Consider the following 21,931-nt stretch of genomic DNA (forward strand, 5'->3'; position numbering starts at 1 on the left):
GGGAAGGTTTAAAGCGGAATCATTTCATCAGCTTCGGGTTCGGCAGGTTCAGTCCGAAAGCCGGTACTTTAACATCCTGCACGGTGTATTGGCGATACAAACTTTGGAATTCGAACGTGCCGAGAGCGGGATCGAGCAGTCGTTGCAGCTGCTTGAGGGTGATGGGCTGAAACGAGCTTTCCGCGAATAATGAAGTACCGAGCCCGATCCAGTGGTCGTGGACGAATTTCTGGTGCACCAGAGCCTGCACGCCACCGAAATGATACAGGGCCTGCTGCAGGGCATGCCGCGCGATGTAGGCCGGGACACAGCGTCCGATAGCGACGACTTTCGACGGGTTCTCTGCCGCCGGATACGGCCACAACGCTACACGGGTGAACCCCATCAGCCCCATTTCCTTGCGGATGGCGGGAAACTGAGGCTCCAGCCGTTTCGCCAGCCAGGCCTCGATTTTCACCGGCTGCTCCTCGACGGGCGGGCACGGCACTTCTTCCGCCGCCATTGCGGGTGAAGCGGCCAAACAAAGTAATAACAGAAAAGGAATACCCACCTGCTTAAAAATTCCGGCCTTTCTCATCCCGCACCTCCCGCGAAATGCTTTCCTTGGCCCGGGCCCCTGACCCGGGCCATGCCCCCCTAGTCGACTTTTTTGACGTTGGGTTTTTTCTGACCGAGGAAAGGCACGGTGTCGTCCTGAATGGAAAACTTGCGATACAGGGCGTGGAACTCTTCGTCGCTCAATTGCGGATCGAGAAGTTGTTCCACCTGTTCTTTCGTCACGGTCTGCTGGGACGGCTCATCGAAAATGGTGACGCCGATGCCGATCCAGTGCGAATGCAGAAACGCCTGGTTGACGAGGCTCTCAATGCCTTCCGTGTATTTGAAACTGGTGTTCAGCACATGGCGCGCGATGTAAGCGGGCACACAGCGTCCCACCGCCACCACCTTGGAGGTCTTGCCCAGCGGGAACGGACGGATGCGCGACTGCGTATGGCCGATCTCCACAAACTCCTTGACGATCTGCCGCTTCTCCCGCGTGTGTTCGCGGTTGATGTACCCTTCCACCTTGATCTTTTTCGTTTCCACCGGTTCGCAGGACCTGGCTTCTTCCTCCGCTCCTGCCGGCGAAACCAGGCAGGCGAGCAACAGGGCAGCAAGGCCGATCCACTTCCTTAAATCCAACACATCGTTTCCTTTCAAAAAACGTTTTCCCCGCAAGGGGGCTTTCTTTTCCCCGATGCGGGTATGATACAATGAAAACACGCTAAACTTGGGTCGCCTTTGGAATCAACTATTTAACAAAGTATCCGGGCCTCGGTGAGGACCTCACGGTGGGAAATCGTGAAAACGGGCACCTCACCGCGCCGATGCCTGTTTGTTCCGGTATTCCTCGGCGCACTTCTCACTGCAAAAGAAGAGTTCGTTGCCCTGGATGGTTTTGCGGATGGCTTCGGGTTTGGGGACATACATGCGGCAGTTGGGATCTTTCACCATATCCGTCGCGTCCGGGTTGTCCGCCTTCTTCGAGGGCGAAGCGAACGCCCAGCGGAACAGGAAAAACAAAATCAGGATGCCCAGCGCAATCAACGCAAATCGTGCCATGAACTCATTGTACGTGGATTCCCCCACTGTGGGCAAGGCCCAGTGGACAAGGTCCACAGCAAATGGAGGCAGGCAATGCTGGATAAGGGGCTTCAAAACCATGCGGGCGAAACGATGGCCGGCGAGGCAACAGACCGGCTCCCCCTTCTCCGAAGGTCAGGCCACGCCTGAAGGGAACGGCTTCTATTTGGAACGCGCCCACGGATCAGCGTTGGTTCATTGGGGCAATAGCAGGCTTTCTCCCCACACAGTGGGGCTGATGGATAAAAAATGAACAAAGACTGGAAACACGAAGACGACAGCGAACAGGACGAGGGCCTGGACGATTCCGATTCCATGCCGCTGGAGCCGGATGTGCTCGACGCCGAAGACGAGGACGCCGGGCAGGCAGAGGACGGGGAGGAACGCCATCTGCCGATGGTGGGCGGCACCAGTGCGCTCGCGCCGCTCGATCCCCTGGCCGCCTACATTCAGGAAATCCGCCAGTACGGCGAACTCAGCCCGGAAGAGGAACACGAACTCGCCCTCAAGTACCAGGAAACCGGGGACGTGAAGGCGGCGTACAAGCTGATCACGCACAACCTGATGCTGGTGGTGAAGATCGCCCTCACCTTCCGCCGCGAGTGGCAGCACACCATGGACCTCGTGCAGGAGGGCAACGTCGGCCTCATGAAAGCGGTGCAGAATTTCGATCCCTTTCGCGGCGTGCGCCTGCCCGCCTACGCCAGCTGGTGGATCAAGGCCTACATCCTGAAGTTCATCCTCGACAACTGGCGGCTGGTGAAAGTGGGCACCACCAATGCGCGGCGGAAACTGCTGTACAACCTCAGAAAGACCAAGGAAAAACTGATCGCCGAAGGCGTCGACCCTTCGCCCAAGCTGCTGGCCGAGCATTTCGGCGTGGACGAGCAGGACGTGATCGATGTCGAAGCCAGCCTGGGCGCGGCGGATGTGTCCATGGAAACGCCGTCACAACCGGACAGCACCATGACACCGTTGAAAACGCTCACAGACGGCAAGACCCCGGACGAGGAACTGGAGGTCGAGCAGTTCCACCGACTCGTGAGGGAAAAGATCGAACAGATGTTCGACGGGCTAAAGCCCATCGAGCGCGAACTGATCGCCACCCGCATCCTGTCTGAGGACCCGGTATCGCTCAAGGAAATCGGAGAAAACTACGGCATCACCCGTGAAGCCGTGCGGCAGGCGGAACAACGCCTGTTGAAAAAGCTCAAGTTGTACCTTGCCGAGCAACTCCCCGAAGTCGAGAATTATTTCAATAATTGACCGGTCCGCCAAAATACGTTAATTAATCCCATCACTCAAACATTCCATCATCACCGCAGGGGAGGTCACCACAATGGAAATCCGCAAAGAAACCGACAGCATGGGCGCGATCGACGTGCCGGCGGACCGCTACTACGGCGCGCAGACGGCGCGGTCGCTCATTCACTTCGATATCGGCTGGGAAACCATGCCGCGCGAGATCATTCGTGGCATGGGCATCCTCAAGAAAGCCGCGGCCCAGGTGAATGCGGACGTCGGCGTGCTGGCGGCGGACAAGCGCGACCTCATCGTGAAGGCGGCGAACGAAGTGATCGAGGGCAAGCTGGACGACCATTTTCCCCTGCGCGTGTGGCAGACAGGCAGCGGCACGCAGTCCAACATGAACTCCAATGAAGTCATCGCCAACCGCGCCATCGAGATGGCGGGCGGCAAACTGGGAAGCAAGGACCCGGTCCATCCCAACGACGACGTCAACAAGGGCCAGTCTTCCAACGATACCTTCCCCACCGCCATGCACATCGCCGCCGTCGAGCAGATTCACGAACGCCTGCTCCCCGCCGTCAAGAACCTGCGCGACGCGCTGAAGGCCAAGGCGGACGAGTTCAACGACATCATCAAGATCGGCCGCACGCACCTGATGGACGCCACGCCGCTGACCCTCGGGCAGGAGTTTTCCGGCTACGTCCAGCAGATGGACAACGCCGTAAAGCGCATCGAGGGGTGCCTGCCCCGGCTGTACGAAATCGCCCTTGGCGGCACCGCGGTGGGAACAGGGCTAAACACTCACAAGGATTTTCCCGTTAAGGTAGCGAAGGCCATTGCGGACATCACCGGCCTGCCGTTCGTCACCGCGCCCAACAAATTCGAGTCGCTGGCGGCGCACGACGCGGTGGTCGAGGCCAGCGGCGTGATGAAGACCATCGCCTGCTCTTTGATGAAGATCGCCAACGACATCCGCCTGCTGGGCTCCGGGCCGCGTTGCGGGCTGGGCGAGCTCATCCTTCCCGCCAACGAGCCGGGCTCGTCCATCATGCCGGGCAAGGTGAACCCGACGCAGTCGGAGGCCATGACCATGGTGGCGGCGCAGGTGATCGGCAACGACACGGCGGTGAACGTCGGCGGGGCCAGCGGTCATTTCGAACTGAACGTGTTCAAGCCGATGATGATCTACAACCTTCTGCAGTCGATCCGCCTGATCGCCGATTCGTGCCGCTCGTTCACCGAACACTGCGTGGTGGGCATCCGGCCGAACCACGACCGCATCCAGCACTTCCTCAACGATTCGCTGATGCTGGTAACGGCGCTCAACCCGCACATCGGCTACGACAACGCGGCCAAGGTGGCGAAGAAAGCGTACGAGGAAAACACCTCATTAAAAGAGGCCGCCGTGGCGCTGAACCTGCTCACTGCCGAGGAGTTCGATGAGAAGGTTCAGCCGGGGAACATGATCGGACCGAAGTGATCGGTGATATAATGAGAACCGGGGACTCTGTTAAAAGCGAACTCTTATGAGGTATCCGTGAAAGCACAGACTCTCGTCAACCAGGCCCTGAAGCAGGGCTTCAAGGAATTCCTGGAAAAGGAAACCGGCACCGGGCGCATCGTGCACCTGAAGACCGAAGCGTTCCTGAAACTGATCAACGACAAGGTCCTTCGCCTGGGTGAGGAAGACTACTTCACTCACTCGGAGATGGACCTCGAAGACAACGACTACTGCTTCGTTTACAGCGACGGCTTCTCCGAAGACCTGTGGAGCTACCAGCCGCCGGAAACGCTGGACGATCTGCTTCATCACGCCTACTTCTGCCTCTACAACCAGCGTCCCAAACCCATGCTCACGCTGGCCTCGGTGGACAACGTGTACCTCATCCTGCTGGAATTGATGAAGGGCCTCGCCGGAAAACCCATCGTCCACATGTCGGAACCGAAGTTCCTCAAGTTCGACAAGGTGGACATCGCCAAGATCGCGGAACTGAAAGATTTTTCAGGACGGCTGGGAGGATGCGGCGACAGCTACGCGCCGACCGACGACGCCTGCGGCGAACCGATGTGCCAGTCCACATTCGCCTGGATCAAGGACCACATCTGCCTCATCTACATGGTGGGCAGTTGCGACGGGTTTCTCGAAATCAAGCTGTTTCCCTTCCGCACCACCGAACAAAACGAAGTGATTCCCCTGCAGGAAGAGGCGGGACCGGAGAAAGAAGGGGAAAAGGAAAACGGCAAGGAACCCAAAAAGATTGAAAAGACCCCGGCGGCTCCCAAAACGAAAGCCCTGCCCAAACCGTTCCGGAAATAATTTTTTCCTCCCAACACACCGGACACAAGGAACCTGTACCGTCCCTCACCCCATCTCCGCCTGCGGGCGGAAACGGTCGAGCAGTCGCATGTCTCTGGAAAAACAATACCGCACCGCAAGCAGGGTGACCAGCATGCCGGTCAAACTCGAGGTACCCGCGATCATGAACACGATGGCGAGCTGGTACTTCACCGCTTCCAGGGGAGAACCGCCGGCGATGATGAATCCCGTCATGATGCCCGGCAGGTGAACGAGGCCGATCACCTTCATCGAGTCGAGGGTGGGGATCATCGCCGCACGCAGGGTATCACGCACCGCCCAGCGCGCCGCCTGCGATCCGTTCGCGCCGAGGGCAAGCAGGGTCTCGATGCGCCGCCTCTGGTGGCCCAGTTCCGCCGTCAACCGGTTCAGCGCCAGTGACGCGGTGTTCATGGAATTGCCGATGATCATGCCGCCCAGCGGGATGATGTACTTCGCCTCATGCTCGATCACCCCGGCGAAGGTTAGAATGCCGAAGGTCACGCCGGAGCCGATGAGGATGCCGGTGAATGCCAGCAGGTAGGAGTTCGGGACGGTCTGGCCGCGCTTGCCGGAAATAGATGCCGCCACCCCGCACATGAACAGGAGGATCAGCAGCAACGCCCAGATCTGCTCGAGCGTGAAGATCGCCTCCAGCAGGAATCCCATGATCACCAGCTGCACCGTCGCCCGGGCCGAGGCGTAGAACACGTCCTTTTCCAGGCCCAGCCGGTTGTAGTATGAGACAAGCAAAGAAACGATGACCAGGCCGTAACACAGCAGCAGGGCTTCAACCCGCATGGGCCCCTCCTTCCGGTCCGGAATGCAGCGTACCTTCAAAAAATTGTCGCAGGCGTTCGTCCTTTCTGTCGTTCATCAGTTCCTGGATGTTGCCGTGGGCGACTATACGACCCTCGATCAGAACCATCGTCATCGCGTCGAAGCGCAGTGCCTGCGGCACGTCGTGCGTCACCCACACGGCGGCGATACCCAGGTCGCGGTTGATGTGCTTGATCAGGTTTTCGATAGTGAGTGCCGCCGTGGGATCGAGCGCCGAGGTCGGTTCGTCCATCAGCAGGAGCTCCGGTCCGTTGGCCAGCATCTGCGCCAAGGCCACGCGTTGCTGTTCGCCGCCCGACAACGTCTCCGCCTGCCGCGTGAGGTACGTTTTGGACAGGCCCACCTGGTTGAGCAGGTGCTCGCACTTCGCGTCTTCCATCACCTCGCCGCGCAGGCCGGGTCCGAGCGCGATGTTGTCGCGCACGCGAAACGGCAACAGCGCCGGAGCCTGGAACACCATCCCCATGCGCCGCCTGAGTTCGAGCACGTTCATTCTGGCAGTGTCTTGCCCGTTCAGGCGCACGGTGCCCGCGTCAAAGGGTTCGAGCCGGTTGAGGGAGCGCAACAGCATGGACTTGCCGGAACCGGACGGACCCAGCACCACCAGCATCTCGCCTTTTTCGACGTCGAACGACACGCCGTTCAAAATCGGCCTGCCGCGCGTCACGCTCAATTCCCGCACTTGCAGCATAAGACCTCGAAACGCTTTCCCGTATTCCGACACGCCGGCAGAAAGGCTTGAAATTACAAAAAATTTGTAGAACCCGGCCTGTTGTGGCTATAATCATGGTATCCGATTTTTCAATCCGTCACACCGATTTTGGGACGTTTCATGCCAACGCGTAACCGGAAACCCAGATCGCTGGTGGTCCATCTGCTCATTCTGCTGTGGACGTTCTATTTCTGCGTCGGGTTCACCTTCCATTACCATCCGGATTACGTACACGCACATGCGGACGAGCTGCAACCGCACGATCACGCCGGGCACCTGCATTCGCATGAGGTCGAAGGCATTGCCGCCGCCATTCACTCCGGTTGGCACCATCATGAAGTTGAGGAATCGCACCACCATTCCGAGTCCGCTCCGGGCAGTGATTCCGAAACCGTTCAGGTCGAGCTCAACAAGCACAGCCTGGTACCCGTCAAATTGAAGGTCGTCGCACCTTCCACGGTACTTCACGATTTACCGCAACACGATGACCGGGTTGCATGGCAACCCGTTCAGCACGATGTGCCTCTCACCGAGGTCCGGCAACTGCCCATTGCGCTTTCCGGCCGCGCGCCGCCCGCCCTTTTTTCCTGATCCGACTTTTCACTTACAGATAAAACAACTTCCGTTTCGCCTTCAATAAACCGGCGTGACGGGGACGCTCTTCTGTTTCTGCCTGCCATGAACATGGAGAGCGGTCCGGAAAAACAGGTAAAGAAACCATGAATGCATATCCATGGCGGATTGCCGCGTTTGCATTTGCAGTGATTCTGTTAGCGCCTCCGGCACTCGCCCAGACAACAAAACCCAACCCCCGTGGAAACGGGGAGGGACGCCTCCTGCTCGAAAAGGATGTTGACCGCGATGCGCAGGACCTCACCGGCGTGCTCACGCTCCGCCAGGTGGCGGCACACATTCTTCTGCACAATCCAGACCTGCAGGTATTTCAACTGGAAATCCGTGCCCGCGAAGCGCGCGCCCTGCAGGAAGGGTTGATCCCCAATCCGCAGGTGCAGGCGGTGGTGCAGGACGTCCTGGGGTCCGGCCGGTTCAGCGGCGCATCGGATTCTGAAAATCAGGTCCTGTTCACACAATGGATCGAACTCGGCGGCAAACGCATGAAACGGGAAACCGCCGCCAACCTGAACACGGAACTGGCAGAATGGGATTACGAAACCGTGCGCATGAACGTGCTGACCGACACGGCCAAGGCCTACGCCGACGTACTCGCCCGGCAGGAAGCGCTGAAACTGGTGCGCGAACTGGAAGCGTTGTCCGAACGACTGCACACCGCCGTGGACGAACGCGTGAAAGCGGGCAAGGTACCGCCCATCGATGAGGTCAAGGCCGCGGTCACCCTGTCCACCACGCGCATGCAGAGACTGCAGGCGAAAAACGAACTGCAGGCCGCACGGCGCCGTCTCGCCGCGCTGTGGGGTCGGCCCCTCGCCGCCTTCGATCACCTGCAGGGCAACCTGTACGGCATTCAAATCCTTCCCGAACTCGATGAACTGGCAGAACGGTTGAACCGGAACCCGGACCTCGCCCGCTGGGCCACGGAGATGATCCAGCGTGATGCGGTGATCGACCTGGAGGAATCGCGCGCCATTCCCAACCTGCAACTGGGTGTCGGCGCGCGCAGGGTGCAGGAGAGTCGCGACAACACGGTGATGTTCCAGATCCAGCTGCCGATCCAGCTGTTCGACCGCAACCAGGGTGCCATCGCCGAAGCGCGCTATCGCAAGTCCAAGGCCGAAGCGCAACAGCGGGCGGTGGAGGTTCGACTGCAGACCGTGCTGTCCAACCACTACGCGCGCCTGGTCAATGCCCACACCCAGGTGACCTCGCTCAAAACCCAGGTCCTGCCCGGAGCGCGGATGGCCTTCGACGCGGTGCAGGAAGGGTACCGTTTTGGAAAGTTCGGTTACCTGGAAGTGATCGACAGCCAGCGAACCTGGTTTGAGGCGCGAAAGCAATACCTGAACGCGCTGGCCGAATACCATTCGGCGGTGGCGGATGTGGAACGGCTCATCGGCGCACCCCTCAACCAGAAACTTGGCGGCGCCGTGCCAACTGCGGAGGAACCGCAACCATGAAACGCAAACAATCATTAACGGTGGTCACCATACTCTGTGTTGGCGCTCTTCTGGCATGGACCATTCTGAAACCGGAATCGATCCCGTTCCTGCACCTCACGCCCCACGAACACGGTGACGCAACACACACGCACGATTCCGGGAACGATCATGGCAGCGGGGGACATGGCGGTCACGGACCGGAAATGCCGCGCGGCCCGCACAAAGGCATGCTGTTCACGGAAAACGACCTGAAATTGGAAGTCGTGCTGTACGAAAAAGGCGTGCCGCCAGAGTTTCGGGTTTATCCGATGAAAGCCGACGGCACCGCCATTCCGCTTTCGGACATCAAGTTACAGATCGACCTCGAGCGCATGGAACGCGTGGACACGGTCCGATTCAAACCCGCCGGAAATTACCTGCTGGGCGATAAAGAAGTGGTGGAACCGCATTCGTTCATCATGAACATCCGCGCCGAATGGAAGAAAAACAAATTCCAGTGGACCCATGAGCACATTGAGTTTCGCGCCACCATCTCCAGAACGCAGGCGGAAAACGCGGGCATCGAGTCCGCCACGGCCGGACCGCGCGCCATCGGCGATGTGGTCACGCTCGACGGCGAAATCGGCCTCGATGAAAAACGCGTGGCGCACATCGTGCCCCGGGTCGAGTCTCTGGTCGTCGCCGTCCACAAGGACATGGGCGACCAGGTGAAGGTGGGCGACCTGCTGGCCGTTCTGCAAAGCCGTGAACTGGCTGACGCGAAAAACGAATACCTCGCCGCGGTCAAAAACGCGGAACCGGTGCGGCTGGACCACCAGCGACAGAAACAGATTTACGACAACACGCTGGTCATGCTGGACCTGCTGACCCGGAACCTCAGTCTTGATGAGTTGTATTCCAAAATCGACAACCTGTTCCTCGGCAACTCCCGCGCGGAAATCGTGCCCGCCTACGCAAAAGTGGTGCGAACGGAGGCGGTGTACGAAAGGGAGAAAACCCTTTACTCAAAGAAAATTTCCTCCCGCGCCGAGTACCTGTTGGCGCTCGAGGAATTCCAGTCCGCCAAGGCCCAATACGAGGCCTTGCGGGAAAAAGTCCATTACCAGGGCAAGTTGTCCCTAATGCAGAAAAAGCAGGCGCTGGAAGTGGCGGAGCTCAACATCAAAACGCAGGGGCAGAAACTGAAGACGCTGGGCATGACGGACCGGGACATCCGGCAGTTGACGTCGAAAAACCCGCCGCCGTTCACGCATTACGAACTGCGCTCGGAAATCGATGGACGCGTCATCGAAAAACACATCGCCGTCGGGGAAGCCATTAAAAAAGATTTTTCCGTGTTCGTTGTCGCCGATCTTTCCGAGGTCTGGGTCAACATCGCCATTCCTTCGCGCGATATGGGTCTCGTCGAACTCGGACAGAACATCCAGGTACGCGCTGAAAACGCAAACATGAAGGCGATGGGGAAGCTGTTTTTCCTCGGCGCGGTGCTGGATGAAAAAACACGCACGGTGACGGGGCGCATCGTCATCTCCAACAAAGACCTCAAGTGGCGGCCGGGCATGTACGTGAAAGTGGACCTCATCCGCGACACCCAATCCGTACCCGTGGCGGTGCCGCGCGATGCGGTGCAGACGTTCCGTGACTGGACGGTGGTGTTCATCAAGGTGGGTGACCAGTATGAGCCGCGACCGGTGACGCTGGGCCATTCCGACGGCACGTGGGTGGAGATCATAGACGGCCTGCGTCCCGGCGACACCTATGTGAAGGAAAACAGTTTCATCATCAAGGCGGAGCTGCAGAAGTCCGCCGCCACCCATTCGCATTGACCGGGAGAAACCTGCCGTGCTGAAGCGATTCATCGATTTCGCCATTCGCCAGAGGGTATTTGTCATTCTCGCCACCCTCTTTCTCGCGGTGCTGGGCGTGTACAACTTCCAGAAGCTTCCCATCGATGCCATGCCCGACATCACCAACATCCAGGTACAGATCAACACCGAAGCGCCCGGTTACTCCCCCATCGAAGTCGAACAGCGCGTCACCTACTACGTCGAGACCGCCATGTTCGGCCTGCCCCGGTTGAAAGAGACGTGGTCCATCTCGCGCTACGGCCTGTCGCAGGTGACGGTCATTTTCGAAGACGGCACGGATATCTATTTCGCGCGCCAGCTGGTGAACGCACGCCTGCGCGAGCTGGGCAACACTTTGCCCGATGGGCTGGAACCGATCATGGGCCCCATCGCCACGGGGCTGGGCGAAATCTACATGTGGGCGCTCAGCTGGCAGGAAGGCCATGACCACGGCAAAACCAAAAGCGACGTGGAACAGATGGCCGAACTGCGCACGGTCCAGGAGTGGACGATCCGGCCGCAGTTGATGACCATTCCGGGTGTGGTTGAAGTGAACAGCATCGGCGGCTACAAGAAACAGTACCACGTGACGCCCGACCCGAAACGCCTCACCGCCTACAACCTGACCTTCAACGACATCGTTGACGCCGTGCGAAGGAACAACGACAACGTCGGTGCGGGATACATAGAACAAAGCGGCGAGCAGTACCTGGTGCGAACACCGGGCCAGGTGAAAAACATCCAGGACATTGAAAACATCGTAGTCGGCGCACACCGCGGGGTGCCCATTTACATCAGGGACGTGGCGGACGTGTTGATTGGCAAGGAACTGCGCACCGGTGCCGCCACGCGCAACGGCAAGGAGGTGGTACTGGGCACGGTGTTCATGCTGAAAGGCGACAACAGCCGCCGCGTCTCCCGCGCCGTCGATGACAAAATGCAGGAAATCGCCCGAACCCTTCCCGAAGGGGTGCAGGTGACCACCACCTACGACCGCACCAAGCTGGTCAATAAAACGCTGACCACCGTGCGCAATAACCTTACGGAAGGCGCCCTGCTGGTGGTTGTGGTCCTGTTTTTACTGCTTGGCAATTTCCGCGCCGCGTTCATCACCGCCCTGGTCATTCCCCTGTCCATGCTTTTTGCTGTGACCGGCATGGTGACGCATGGTGTGAGCGGCAACCTGCTCAGCCTGGGAGCGGTCGATTTTGGAATCATCGTCGACGGCACCGTCATCATCATGGAAAACTGCATCCGCCGGCTTACGGAACGGCAAAGGCAAGCCGGACGCGAGCTTTCCGAAGCCGAACGGCTCGATGTGGCCAGCACCGCTGCGGCGGAGGTGTCGCGTCCCAGCATTTTCGGGGTCATCATCATCATGATCGTTTACATTCCGATCCTCACCCTCACCGGCGTCGAAGGCAAGATGTTCATCCCCATGGCCTTCACCGTTCTGGCGGCATTGACCGGGGCGCTGATTCTCTCGCTCACCTTCATCCCGGCAATGGTGGTGCAGTTCATAAGCGGTCGCGTGCCCGAAAAGAAAACGCGATTCTTTCAGTGGGCCCAACGGATGTACCGGCCCGTGCTCACTGCGTCGTTGAAGGCACCCGTCGCGGTGCTGACGCTCGCGGGAGTCCTCTTCGTGCTGACCATCATGCTGGCCACGCAACTGGGGCGCGAGTTCGTGCCGACGCTGAACGAGGAAGACCACGCCATCCATGCCCTGCGGATTCCCGGAACCAGCCTTTCGCAGGCGGTCAGCATGCAGCACAACCTGGAAAACAAACTCCACCAGTTCCCGGAAGTGGATTACGTGTTTTCCAAAATCGGGACCCCAGACATCGCCACCGATCCCATGCCCCCCAGCGTCGCCGACGTGTTTGTCATCATGAAACCCCGACGCGAGTGGCCGGACCCGAACCTCACCCGCCCCGGCATCATTGAAAAATTCGAGTCGGTGCTCAACCCGCTTCCCGGAAACAAGTACGAGTTCACCCAACCCATCCAGATGCGGTTCAATGAATTGATCTCCGGCGTGCGCAGCGATGTGGCGGTTAAGGTCCACGGTGATGATCTGGAAGTTCTGCTGGCCAAAGCCGAAGACATCGCCCACGCACTGGAAACCATCCCCGGCGCCGCGGACGTGCGCGTCGAGCAGGTAACGGGGCTGTCCATTCTCACCGTGAAACTGAAACGCGGCGAGATGGCGCGGCTGGGATTCAACGTGTCGGAAATCCAGTCCATCGTGCAGACTGCGGTCGGGGGCAGGAAAGCAGGCGTGGTGTATGAAGGTGACAACCGGTACGACCTTGTCGTGCGCCTGCCGGAAGACATCCGCGAAAAAATCCCGCACCTGCGCCGCATTCCCCTGCCGTTTCCAAAACAACTGGACGGTGGCCACTCCCACACGGTCGGCACCCAGCGCCCACAGGTGAAATCGTTACCCACCTTCATTCCACTGGAAGCGGTGGCGGACCTGGAAGTGGTGCAGGGTCCCAACCAGATCAGTCGCGAGAACGGCAAGCGCCGCGTGTTCGTCAGCGCCAACGTGCGGGGGCGAGACCTGGGAACCTTTGTGGAGGAAGCGCAAGCGTTGATCCGTGAACGCGTGACCGTTCCCTCCGGTTACTGGCTTACGTGGGGCGGGCAGTTCGAGCACCTGATTTCCGCGACGCAACGGTTGTACCTGGTGGTTCCGGTGGCCCTGCTCCTGATTTTCCTGCTTTTGATGGCGGCATTCGGCTCGGCCAGACAGGCACTGCTGGTATTTTCCGGAGTGCCGCTGGCGTTGACGGGCGGCGTGTTCGCCATCTGGGCGCGCGGCATCCCGCTTTCCATCTCCGCCGCCGTGGGATTCATCGCGCTGTCGGGCGTGGCGGTGTTGAACGGCGTGGTGCTGGTTTCCTATATCAATTCGCTTCGCCAGGACGGCATGCCTCTGGATCGTGCTGTGTATGAGGGATGCCTGACACGCCTGCGCCCGGTGCTGATGACGGCGCTGGTGGCGTCCTTGGGATTCCTGCCGATGGCGACCGCAACCGGCACCGGCGCGGAAGTGCAGCAACCGCTGGCGACCGTGGTCATCGGCGGCATCGTCTCCGCCACCCTGCTCACGCTGGTGGTTTTGCCCGTGCTTTACCGGATGTTCATGAAGGAACCCCTGCCCATGGAAGAACGAAAGCAACCCGCCTCCACACCGGCTGAGTAGCGCGCGTGGGTCGTAGCAGGGCGTCTAACCGCCATGTGGCCGATTCATGAAGACATGGATTCTTCGCAGTCGCTCAGAACGACAAAAAAGATAATGATTATTTAGAGGTGGGTTGTTCGGTGTATTCGAACATGGCCTCAACGCAACGCAGTGCGCCCTGCCGGACTTCCGGGGTGAGGGTGATGATCTGGTGCGGCTGGGGATTTTCCAGTACGCCTAAAACATCGGTGAGGGAATTGGCTTTCATGTAGCGACACATGGTACAGGAGCCGACAAATTTTTTCTGCGGAAACTCGGATTGCAGAACCCCCGTCAAGCCGCACTCGGTGAGCAGGAAAAACGTGTCCGCGTCCGAGCCGCGCACGTGGTCGAGCATGTTGGTGGTGCTCCCCACGAAGTCCGCCTTTTGCACCACGCCGGGCGCGCATTCCGGATGCACCAGCACATCGACGCCGGGGTTGGCCTTGCGGACGAAGTCCACCGCCTCCGGCTGGTACTCCTCGTGCACGTAGCAGGTGCCGTCCCAGTAATTGATTGTTTTGTCGATGCCGTTTCGACGGCAGTGCTCGATGACGTTCTGCGCCATCAATTTATCCGGGAGGAAATAGATGCGGTCGTTGTCGATGGCCTCGACGATGCGGTACACGTTCGACGAAGTCACGCACACATCGCACAGCGCCTTCACCTCCGCCGTGGTGTTGATGTAGCAGACGAAGGTGTGGTCCGGATACTGTTTGCGAAGTTTCTTCACATCCGCGGGCATGATGCCATCGGCCAGCGAGCACCCGCCGTTGGGGTTGGGGTCGAGCACCGTTTTCTCCGGGTTCAGGATCTTCGCCGTCTCCACCATGAACCGCACCGCCGCGAACACGATGACATCCGCATCCGACGCTTTGGCTTTCTTGGACAGGCCGTACGAGTCGCCGGAATAATCCGCCACGCCGTACAGCACTTCCGGCTCTACGTAGTTGTGGGCGAGGATGATGGCGTTCTTTTCCTTTTTGAGTTCACGGATGCGCTCGATGGTGGGCCAGATGCGCTCGCAGTGCTCGCGCGTGAACTCGCAGATCGGGTTGCCGACGCGAATGGGTTTCAGCTTTTCGTAAAGTTCGTCGAGGGTGATCATGATTTCAACCTGGAGGCCATTTCATGGGCCGTCCGGCCAGTAAATGGAAATGGACGTGAAAGACCGACTGCCCGGCGCCGGAACCGCAGTTGAGCACCAGCCGGAACCCGCCTTTCTCCAGACCCATCTCCGTTGCCAGGGTGTTGGCGACGGAGAAGATGGAACCGATCATCGGTTCGTCCTCGGAATCCATGTCCATGATGGTGCTCATGTGCTTTTTCGGACAGATGAGGATGTGCGTCGGCGCCTGCGGATTGATGTCCCTGAACGCGAAAACGTTGTCGTCCTCGTAAACCTTGTCACCGGGGATATCCCCTTTTGAAATTTTACAGAACAGGCAGTCGCTCACACCGTCTCCATAAAATGAATGTTGGCTATAAACCCATCTTATAACGTGGGAAGAGACAAAGCAACCGCCTCCCGGAAGGGAGACGGCCCTCAAAATGGCAGTGAAAAGGAGAATGCCGCCGAGCCGGCGGTGACGGGGATCAACGGAAAAAGCTGTCGCGGTCGAATGGTTGCTGCAGGTCCATGCGTTCCAGGTAAGCTTTGATGTCTTTTTTGTAGGACACGAACGGGTCCAGCATCAGAAACGGTTCTTCCTTATTGAGGCGGAAGCCGATCCAGTCGATGAGGTACCCCGTCTGGCTTTCCACCAGGCGCTTCACCAGTTCGCCGCGTCCGTCCGCCCGCGTGCCGCGCGGCGGGTTGTGCTTGGCATGCTCGACGGCGGCATCGGTGGTCTTGCGGTTGGCGTCGCCGGTTTCTTCCAGTCCCCAGTAAAGCCCGACGTTGCGATTGAGGTTGTGGTACTCGAGGTCGAGACTTTTCACCCAGGGGTCCTTCCAGCCCAGGTTTTCCGTTTCCATGAACTCGGTGAGGAGCCAGTACTTGGCGGCCCAGTCAACGCGCCCTATGAGATGCTCCGGACCCTTCGGCAGGTCGGTGAGTACGGACTCCCACGCCTCGATCACCCAGTCGGCGTCGGCGTTGGCCCCGGCGAGGTATTCCTTCGCCGTCTTCAGCATTTCCCACTGCAACTCGAGCGCGGTGCTCTGGTTGCCGTCGCGCATTTGAATGTGCCACTTGAAATCCTGGTCGCGCGAGATCGACCGCATGGCGGCGACGGAATCGGCGAGAATCCAGTCCGGGTTGGCGACGCCCAGCTCGATCAATTCCATCATGAGCGACGTCGTGCCCATCTTGAGCGCGGTGGCGAACTCGCTCATGTTCGAGTCGCCGACCAGCAGGTGAATGCGGCGGTACTTGCTGGGATCGGACAGCGGTTCGTCGCGCGTGTTGACGATGGCGCGGTTGTACTGCACCCAGCGGTAAAATTCGTTGGGAATGTGGTCGGCGCGTTGCGAGAGCTGGAAGTGGACTTCCTCCGTGTCTTTCTTCGCCTGGTGGATGTCGTCCCAGTCGCGGAACGGCTGCGGGTTGCAGGCACCGGTGCGCCCGGCCCCGGCGTAGATCTGGCGCGTCACCAGAAATGACGCGAGCAGGCGCAGGTTTTCGCGGTTGTCAAACTGGAACGCGCGGCTGACCAGGTAGTTCTCGTGACAGCCGAAGGTGGCGTTGGTTTCCAGATCGACGTTGTTCTTGATGAACGCCACCTGGTCGCCCCAGCCCAGATCCTCCAGCGCTTCCTGCACCACCATGTCGCCGGCGCGGTCGAAGGTGACCAGGTCGGTGAGGTTGGAGCATTCCGGCGAAGCGTATTCAAGATGACCCATATCGAGGTACACACGGCCGCCATTAACAAGAAAGCCGCCGTTGCCCGGCGGCTCGTCGTTGGCGCGGTAGTGAAGGTCCAGCACGCCCTGCTTTTTATCGAAGATGTGGTTCTTGACCCGCACCGCCACATCTATCGGGCCGTACTTGAAGTCCTCCTCTTTGATGAGGAGGCCGTATTCCGTTTCAATGCCGTAGATTCGCCGTTTCATAAGTCACACGCAGGTTTTTTTGAGCGTTTCCAATTCACTGGAAGTGACCCACCGGAATAGAGACTTTTTCCGGGTGGTGGTCAACACCGCCGCTTCCAATGTCCAATTCTCGAAAACTTCGGCCAGCGTCATGGCCGTTTCCTTTTCCGCTCCCGGTTCTTCCTCGGTCCCCTGCTTTTTGCTCTCTTCCCAAAGACGGCTGACTTCCACCAGTGCCTGTTCCAAGGGTAGCGAAGCGAAATCACGTTTTCCAATTTCTTTTTCGATGAACTCCGATTCCTTGCTGTTGCCCGCGATCACCGTGCCCTTTTTGAACATCTCCCAGTATCCGTCGTAATTGAGGCGGAAGAACAGGGGCCGGTCCTCGAAGTTCATCTCCATCAGCAACAGCTTCACCAGGTACGGCGCGCGCATGACCTCTTCAAAGTTCTGCTTGAGCGCCGGGGCCACGCCGAACTGCAGCAGGCGGGCGATGGTGACGTCTTTCTCCGATCGGTTGAAACCCTCCAGATGCGCCATGTCGAGCAGCGTCATGCGCAGGCGTTCCACATCCGCCGGATGACCGAGGCTGCCCAGCGCGATGCAGTCGTACACTTCAAAAATTTTTCCGGGCTGGGGCGTGAACCCAATCATCAACGCGCCTTCTTTGAACGGAACCGCGATGACCGGCTGTCCCTTGCGCAGTTTTTCCTGGACGTAGCTGTGCCGGGTGGAGATGGCCTCCATCCAGCGAAACGGTTCTTCGAACATTCAGGCGTTCCTCTTCATCGATTCCTGGAACAGGATTTCCATTTCGTTGTCTTCGAGGAAGCGGTAACCCTCCCCGGTGATGCTGGCCACGACGGGATAGATCTTGTCGTCGGGCCGGCCCTGCCCCGTGGCGGAATCGAACTGGCCGGCGGTCTGCAACAGGCGCACGGCGAGCATCGACGCTTCCTTGAAATCGCGCTCGGCGAGCGGACGCGCGCCCCAAAGGTCTTCGTGTTCCAAAACGCCGCGAATGACCGGCGAACCGGAACCCGTGGCGGTGTGCGTGCGGATCTCGAAGTTCGCGCCCAGGAGATCGTAAAAATAAATGTACGCTTTCTTTTCCTTGAGGTCGTAGGAGGCGAAGATGGGGCTCACCGCGCCCACACCCTGGATGGCCATGCCCATGTTGTCCTTGAGCAGTTTCGACAGCGCGCGGATCTTGCCTTCGGTGCTGAGGGACTGCAACTGCGAGCGACGGTAGTACTCGAAGTTGTGGGAAAGAATGCGGGCCATCTCGAAAGCCGTGGCGGGAACGCCCGCAATGGCCATGAGGGAATAGTCGTCGATGGGGATGACCTTGTCGCACCGGTCGTACATGATGGCGTTGCCGGCGGTGGCGCGCCGGTCGCCCGCAACCACCACCCCGTCTTTGTAATGAAACGCCAGCACCGTGGTGCCGTGCATCAGCTGCGACGCGTCCACCGGGGTTCCATTCTCCGGTGCGGAGGCCCACTGGTACCCCGACCGTTTGAGAAGTTCGTAGAAATCCCCCGGCCCCTGGGAATGAAGTATAGAATCGCTCATTGACCGGTTCGCTGTTTGTATTTCTCCGACTGCTTCGGGTCCACTTTTTTCATGCGCTTCAGCAGACTGTCGCGCCCGGGACGGGATACGTCCGGCCGGGACGGACCGCTTTCTTCCTTGGGATCGGGAGAAGACTCTTTCTTTTCTTCCCTGCGCAGGGGATCGGTCATTTCCATGCGAACAACTCCTTATTGGTTTCCAGGGCCTGTTCGACATCCTCCTGGTGGATGATGTCCGTCAGGTCCAGATAGTCACCGTTCTTGAACTCAATACCCGTCCAGTGAATGCTCCGGATATTGTCCTGCTCCTGATCGACCATGAGGCCGCGGATACGCGCCCGCGTGCCCTCCGGTGCATTGTGCATCGCTTTTTCCACGTCCTCTTCCGGAACGAAGGGAGCGAGCTCCCCGGTTTCCAGCAGACCGTAGTACAGGCCGCGCTCCGGATCCAGATTATGATACTCCAGATCGAGGCTTTGCAGAACCGGGTCATCCCACGAAAGCCCTTCGGTCTCGATGAACTGGGTGAACAGGCCTTCCTTTATGGCCCAGTCGATGCGGTCGCTCAGTTTGTGGGAGCCCTCTTTCAAATCGTTCAACGTGCGCTCCCATTCCTGAACGATCCATTGCTCTTCCTTGTCGTCACCCAAGCGGCCGGGGTTTTTCTTCGCCTGCTCCAGGTACCAGCCCTGGATTTCGAGCGGCGTGATGGTGCGTCCGTTTTCCCGTTTCAACAGCACCATGCCGGTGCGGTCGCGGGAAGTGCGCTGCACATCGGTTACCGGCTCGGCCAGCTCCGGCGGCATCTCCAGTGTTTCATCGGCAATGAGCGCCAGCACCAGCCGCGTCGTGCCCACCTTGAGTGCCGTCGCATACGGCGACATGTTGGCATCGCCCAGAATCAAATGCAACCGCCGGTACCGGTCGGTCGCCGCGTGCGGTTCGTCGCGCGTGTTGACGATGGGGCGTTGCGTCATCGTCTCGATGCTGAGCAGGCACTCGATGAAATCCGAGCGCTGTCCCAACTGCAAACCGGAAAACGGCTCGACTTTTTTTCCGTCGGTGCCGACCTTGCCCGAGCCCGCGTACAACTGGCGCGTGACCAGAAACGGCACCAATCCCCGCACCCACACATCGAAGTCGAGCCGGCGCGGGATGAGGTAATTGTCGTGCGTGCCGTAACTGTGGCCGCTGTAGTCGGTGTTGTTCTTGAACACCTGCACGTGCGGACCGCCCAGCTCCTCGTTCCGGCGGCGCACGCATTCGAGCAGGATGCGGTCGCCCGCCTGGTCGTGCGTGACCAGGTCGAACACGGTTCGGCACTCCGGCGTGCTGTATTCCGGATGCGTGTGGTCGTTGTAAAACCGTGCGCCGTTGACCAGCACCCGGTCGCACTTCATTTCCCAATAGCTGTACGGCCGCTTGCGGTCTTCCGCACAGAACTCGTCTTCCTCTTCATCCTGCGCCAGGTGGTTCACGGTGAACCCGCGCATATCCAGATGCGTGCGTTCCCGGCTGTACGCCCAGCCGCGGAACACGCTTTTCAGAGGACACTGCTGGAGGAGCGCCATTGACTCTTCAACGGGATCGGAATCCTCCAGGTCTTCGCGGATGATTCCGTATTCGGTTTCCAGTCCCAGCAGGGGAACGGCAACACTCATATGATCGACCGGCTCATGGTTTGGTGCGCGGCCTGATCCGAATCGCGCGGACGACGCACCCGCACGACGTTCTTCGGATCGAAATCGAGAAGCTGGAGCCAGTCTTCCATATTGGAATCCGCAGGCAGTACGTTGTTCTCCACGAACTCGTGTTCCAGCGACTTCAACAGGTCGTCCACTTTGATCATCAGCGGCTCCCCGGCAATCGCGCGCTCGATGGCGCGTTCCTTGGCGCGAAGAACGATGCTTTCCAGAATGGCGCCGGAGATGAAATCCTTCCAGTACAGTTTTTTGAATTCGCCGTTGCGCAGGGTGAGGAGCAGGGCCTCCTGCTCCGGCGCGGTGCCGAACAGGGTGTCGAGGAACGGCCCGATCAATGCGTCCAGCGATTCGCCCTCGATGGGCAGGTCCTTCTTGAGGTACACCTTCAGGATGTCCTCGCAGTCGCCGCGGTCCGGGCGCGATACCTTGATCTTGCGGTCGATGCGCCCCGGGCGCAGGATGGCGGGATCGATCAGGTCCGGCCGGTTCGTCGCCAAAATCACCACCATGTCGCGCACCGACTGGATGCCGTCCATCTCCGCGCAGAACATGGGCACCAGCGTATTCGAGATGTTGTTGACGCGAAGCGCCTGCCGTGTGCCGAGTACGGACTCGGCTTCGTCGATGAAGATGAAGGGCAGTTGTCCCTTTTCGCGGTAGTCGCGCGCTTTCTTGAAAATCTCGCGCACCTTGCGTTCCGACTCACCCAGCCACATGTTGAGGATCTCCGGACCTTTGACGTGGATGAAACGTCCTTCCAGGTCCTTCAGGTCGTGGCTCTGTTCTTTCAGTTTGTTCACGATATCGGAGAGGATGGCCTTGCCGATGAGCGTCTTGCCGCAACCGGGGGGACCGTAAAACAGGAATCCCTTGGGCATGCGGTATTCCATCTTGTCCAGGATTTCCTGGTGCAGGATGGGGTACTCGATGACTTTGCGCACTTCCTTGATGACGTCTTCCTGCCCGCCAACCTGCTCCCAGGTGACAGTGACGAACTCGTCTTCCACCACCAGCTTCTGCTCGCGCTTGGGCAGGGCTTTCAGGATGACGCGTTGCGTGGGATCGAGAATGATCTCGTCGCCTTCGCGGAAGTTTTCTTCTTTCAGGTCGTCGCAGGCCTGGACCATGAATTCGGTGTTGCCGGTGCCGCCATTGACCATCCAGTGGCCGTCCTTGAGGCGGGTGACGACGCGCGCGATGGGTCCCTGCTGGGGCCGGGGCAGTTTGATAATGGCGACGAAGCCTTCGTTCACCGCCACCTGGTCGCCGACCTGCAGGGGACCGTTCTCCAGAATCTCCGGCGAGACCGCCGCCTGGTATTCCGTGCCGCCGACGTTCAGGCGCACGAGGTCGTCGTTGCCCGGTCCGAGCACCGTGCCGATGCGGTGCGCGGGCGACTTGAGCTGGCGGATGGTTTCCTCCAGCGTCTTGATCTTGAGATTGTACTGCTGGGCGGACTGCTGGGCCGCCAGGAGCGCGTCGCGCAGGTCGAAGATCTTCTGCTGCAGCTCCGGCTGGTCCTCGGTCTCTTCCAGAATCCGGTCAATCAATTCAATGATGTGAGTCGGGTCGCCCATTTCACAAATCCTTATTTCCACGAATGATACTTCAATTGTATGATTAAAAAATCAGATAGACAAGCTTTTACCCGAACCCCCTCGAAAACCCCAACTTACGGAAATATAAAAGGTCAAGGTTTTTTTGCGGACCGC

General features: G+C 59.3%; 20 protein-coding genes. 7 read left to right on the forward strand and 13 right to left on the reverse strand.

Annotation, left to right across the window (positions count from 1 at the left end; translation table 11 throughout):
• Window positions 1–19: 19 nt before the first annotated feature.
• The 3 genes from TX82_RS02955 to TX82_RS16470 form a co-directional block, all read right to left on the reverse strand.
• A complete protein-coding gene (locus tag TX82_RS02955) occupies window positions 20–457 on the reverse strand; it encodes a hypothetical protein (protein WP_187291899.1) in 438 nt (145 codons plus the stop codon).
• Between the two features lie 179 nt (window positions 458–636).
• Complete coding sequence (locus TX82_RS02960) at window positions 637–1,185, reverse strand: hypothetical protein (protein ID WP_144079065.1); 549 nt, start codon at window positions 1,183–1,185, stop codon at window positions 637–639.
• Between the two features lie 171 nt (window positions 1,186–1,356).
• Window positions 1,357–1,602, reverse strand: a complete 246-nt coding sequence (locus TX82_RS16470) for a YHS domain-containing protein (protein WP_042250420.1) — start codon at window positions 1,600–1,602, stop codon at window positions 1,357–1,359.
• Between the two features lie 270 nt (window positions 1,603–1,872).
• Here TX82_RS16470 and TX82_RS02975 point away from each other — a divergent pair, with 270 nt between their 5' ends.
• The 3 genes from TX82_RS02975 to TX82_RS02985 all read left to right on the forward strand — a co-directional run bounded on the left by TX82_RS02975 (window position 1,873) and on the right by TX82_RS02985 (window position 5,188).
• Window positions 1,873–2,889, forward strand: a complete 1,017-nt coding sequence (locus TX82_RS02975) for an RNA polymerase factor sigma-32 (RefSeq protein WP_005006680.1) — start codon at window positions 1,873–1,875, stop codon at window positions 2,887–2,889.
• A 73-nt stretch (window positions 2,890–2,962) separates the two neighbouring features.
• Window positions 2,963–4,351 (forward strand): class II fumarate hydratase, encoded by a 1,389-nt coding sequence (gene fumC / locus TX82_RS02980; RefSeq protein WP_005006683.1) that lies wholly within the window; start codon window positions 2,963–2,965, stop codon window positions 4,349–4,351.
• Between the two features lie 57 nt (window positions 4,352–4,408).
• A complete protein-coding gene (locus TX82_RS02985; protein ID WP_005006684.1) occupies window positions 4,409–5,188 on the forward strand; it encodes a hypothetical protein in 780 nt (259 codons plus the stop codon).
• A gap of 45 nt (window positions 5,189–5,233) precedes the next feature.
• Here TX82_RS02985 and TX82_RS02990 read toward each other — a convergent pair whose 3' ends face one another.
• Entirely contained in the window at window positions 5,234–6,007 is a 774-nt protein-coding gene (locus TX82_RS02990) for an ABC transporter permease (protein ID WP_005006687.1), read from the reverse strand.
• On the reverse strand, window positions 5,997–6,737 hold the full coding sequence (locus TX82_RS02995; RefSeq protein ID WP_005006689.1) for an ABC transporter ATP-binding protein: 741 nt from the start codon (window positions 6,735–6,737) through the stop codon (window positions 5,997–5,999). The genes TX82_RS02990 and TX82_RS02995 overlap by 11 nt, the downstream gene beginning before the upstream one ends.
• Window positions 6,738–6,878: 141 nt before the next feature.
• On the opposite strand from TX82_RS02995, the gene TX82_RS03000 reads away from it, so the two are divergent.
• The 4 genes from TX82_RS03000 (at window position 6,879) to TX82_RS03015 (ending at window position 13,891) form a co-directional block, all read left to right on the forward strand.
• On the forward strand, window positions 6,879–7,349 hold the full coding sequence (locus tag TX82_RS03000) for a hypothetical protein (protein ID WP_005006691.1): 471 nt from the start codon (window positions 6,879–6,881) through the stop codon (window positions 7,347–7,349).
• Window positions 7,350–7,477: 128 nt separating this feature from the next.
• Entirely contained in the window at window positions 7,478–8,851 is a 1,374-nt protein-coding gene (locus TX82_RS03005; RefSeq protein WP_005006693.1) for a TolC family protein, read from the forward strand.
• Entirely contained in the window at window positions 8,848–10,659 is a 1,812-nt protein-coding gene (locus tag TX82_RS03010; protein WP_005006696.1) for an efflux RND transporter periplasmic adaptor subunit, read from the forward strand. Before TX82_RS03005 ends, TX82_RS03010 begins: the two co-directional genes overlap by 4 nt.
• 16 nt (window positions 10,660–10,675) lie before the next feature.
• Window positions 10,676–13,891: an efflux RND transporter permease subunit gene (locus TX82_RS03015; RefSeq protein WP_005006698.1), complete on the forward strand. Its 3,216-nt coding sequence runs from the start codon at window positions 10,676–10,678 to the stop codon at window positions 13,889–13,891.
• Between the two features lie 97 nt (window positions 13,892–13,988).
• Here TX82_RS03015 and nadA read toward each other — a convergent pair whose 3' ends face one another.
• The 8 genes from nadA to TX82_RS03055 all read right to left on the reverse strand — a co-directional run bounded on the left by nadA (window position 13,989) and on the right by TX82_RS03055 (window position 21,796).
• On the reverse strand, window positions 13,989–15,017 hold the full coding sequence (gene nadA, locus TX82_RS03020) for a quinolinate synthase NadA (protein ID WP_005006700.1): 1,029 nt from the start codon (window positions 15,015–15,017) through the stop codon (window positions 13,989–13,991).
• Between the two features lie 4 nt (window positions 15,018–15,021).
• Window positions 15,022–15,366, reverse strand: coding sequence for a histidine triad nucleotide-binding protein (locus tag TX82_RS03025; RefSeq protein ID WP_005006702.1), 345 nt, complete (start codon window positions 15,364–15,366; stop codon window positions 15,022–15,024).
• A 139-nt stretch (window positions 15,367–15,505) separates the two neighbouring features.
• On the reverse strand, window positions 15,506–16,963 hold the full coding sequence (locus TX82_RS03030) for a proteasome accessory factor PafA2 family protein (protein WP_005006704.1): 1,458 nt from the start codon (window positions 16,961–16,963) through the stop codon (window positions 15,506–15,508).
• Window positions 16,964–16,966: 3 nt separating this feature from the next.
• Window positions 16,967–17,713 (reverse strand): proteasome subunit alpha, encoded by a 747-nt coding sequence (locus tag TX82_RS03035; protein ID WP_005006706.1) that lies wholly within the window; start codon window positions 17,711–17,713, stop codon window positions 16,967–16,969.
• Window positions 17,714–18,517, reverse strand: coding sequence for a proteasome, beta subunit (locus tag TX82_RS03040; protein ID WP_005006708.1), 804 nt, complete (start codon window positions 18,515–18,517; stop codon window positions 17,714–17,716).
• Window positions 18,514–18,693: a ubiquitin-like protein UBact gene (locus TX82_RS03045; RefSeq protein WP_005006709.1), complete on the reverse strand. Its 180-nt coding sequence runs from the start codon at window positions 18,691–18,693 to the stop codon at window positions 18,514–18,516. Before TX82_RS03045 ends, TX82_RS03040 begins: the two co-directional genes overlap by 4 nt.
• Window positions 18,684–20,177 (reverse strand): proteasome accessory factor PafA2 family protein, encoded by a 1,494-nt coding sequence (locus TX82_RS03050; protein ID WP_005006710.1) that lies wholly within the window; start codon window positions 20,175–20,177, stop codon window positions 18,684–18,686. Before TX82_RS03050 ends, TX82_RS03045 begins: the two co-directional genes overlap by 10 nt.
• Window positions 20,174–21,796, reverse strand: a complete 1,623-nt coding sequence (locus tag TX82_RS03055) for an AAA family ATPase (RefSeq protein ID WP_005006712.1) — start codon at window positions 21,794–21,796, stop codon at window positions 20,174–20,176. The genes TX82_RS03050 and TX82_RS03055 overlap by 4 nt, the downstream gene beginning before the upstream one ends.
• Between the last annotated feature and the right edge of the window lie 135 nt (window positions 21,797–21,931).

Source organism: Nitrospina gracilis 3/211, assembly GCF_000341545.2.
Lineage (GTDB): Bacteria > Nitrospinota > Nitrospinia > Nitrospinales > Nitrospinaceae > Nitrospina > Nitrospina gracilis.

Coding starts and splice junctions, on each gene's coding strand:
- TX82_RS03030 (WP_005006704.1), bottom strand. CDS start 16,963: ATGAAACGGCGAATCTACGGCATTGAAACGGAATACGGCCTCCTCATC.
- TX82_RS02975 (WP_005006680.1), top strand. CDS start 1,873: ATGAACAAAGACTGGAAACACGAAGACGACAGCGAACAGGACGAGGGC.
- fumC (WP_005006683.1), top strand. CDS start 2,963: ATGGAAATCCGCAAAGAAACCGACAGCATGGGCGCGATCGACGTGCCG.
- nadA (WP_005006700.1), bottom strand. CDS start 15,017: ATGATCACCCTCGACGAACTTTACGAAAAGCTGAAACCCATTCGCGTC.
- TX82_RS02990 (WP_005006687.1), bottom strand. CDS start 6,007: ATGCGGGTTGAAGCCCTGCTGCTGTGTTACGGCCTGGTCATCGTTTCT.
- TX82_RS16470 (WP_042250420.1), bottom strand. CDS start 1,602: ATGGCACGATTTGCGTTGATTGCGCTGGGCATCCTGATTTTGTTTTTC.
- TX82_RS03040 (WP_005006708.1), bottom strand. CDS start 18,517: ATGAGCGATTCTATACTTCATTCCCAGGGGCCGGGGGATTTCTACGAA.
- TX82_RS03010 (WP_005006696.1), top strand. CDS start 8,848: ATGAAACGCAAACAATCATTAACGGTGGTCACCATACTCTGTGTTGGC.
- TX82_RS03035 (WP_005006706.1), bottom strand. CDS start 17,713: ATGTTCGAAGAACCGTTTCGCTGGATGGAGGCCATCTCCACCCGGCAC.
- TX82_RS03000 (WP_005006691.1), top strand. CDS start 6,879: ATGCCAACGCGTAACCGGAAACCCAGATCGCTGGTGGTCCATCTGCTC.
- TX82_RS03045 (WP_005006709.1), bottom strand. CDS start 18,693: ATGGAAATGACCGATCCCCTGCGCAGGGAAGAAAAGAAAGAGTCTTCT.
- TX82_RS03055 (WP_005006712.1), bottom strand. CDS start 21,796: ATGGGCGACCCGACTCACATCATTGAATTGATTGACCGGATTCTGGAA.
- TX82_RS03005 (WP_005006693.1), top strand. CDS start 7,478: ATGAATGCATATCCATGGCGGATTGCCGCGTTTGCATTTGCAGTGATT.
- TX82_RS02995 (WP_005006689.1), bottom strand. CDS start 6,737: ATGCTGCAAGTGCGGGAATTGAGCGTGACGCGCGGCAGGCCGATTTTG.
- TX82_RS03050 (WP_005006710.1), bottom strand. CDS start 20,177: ATGAGTGTTGCCGTTCCCCTGCTGGGACTGGAAACCGAATACGGAATC.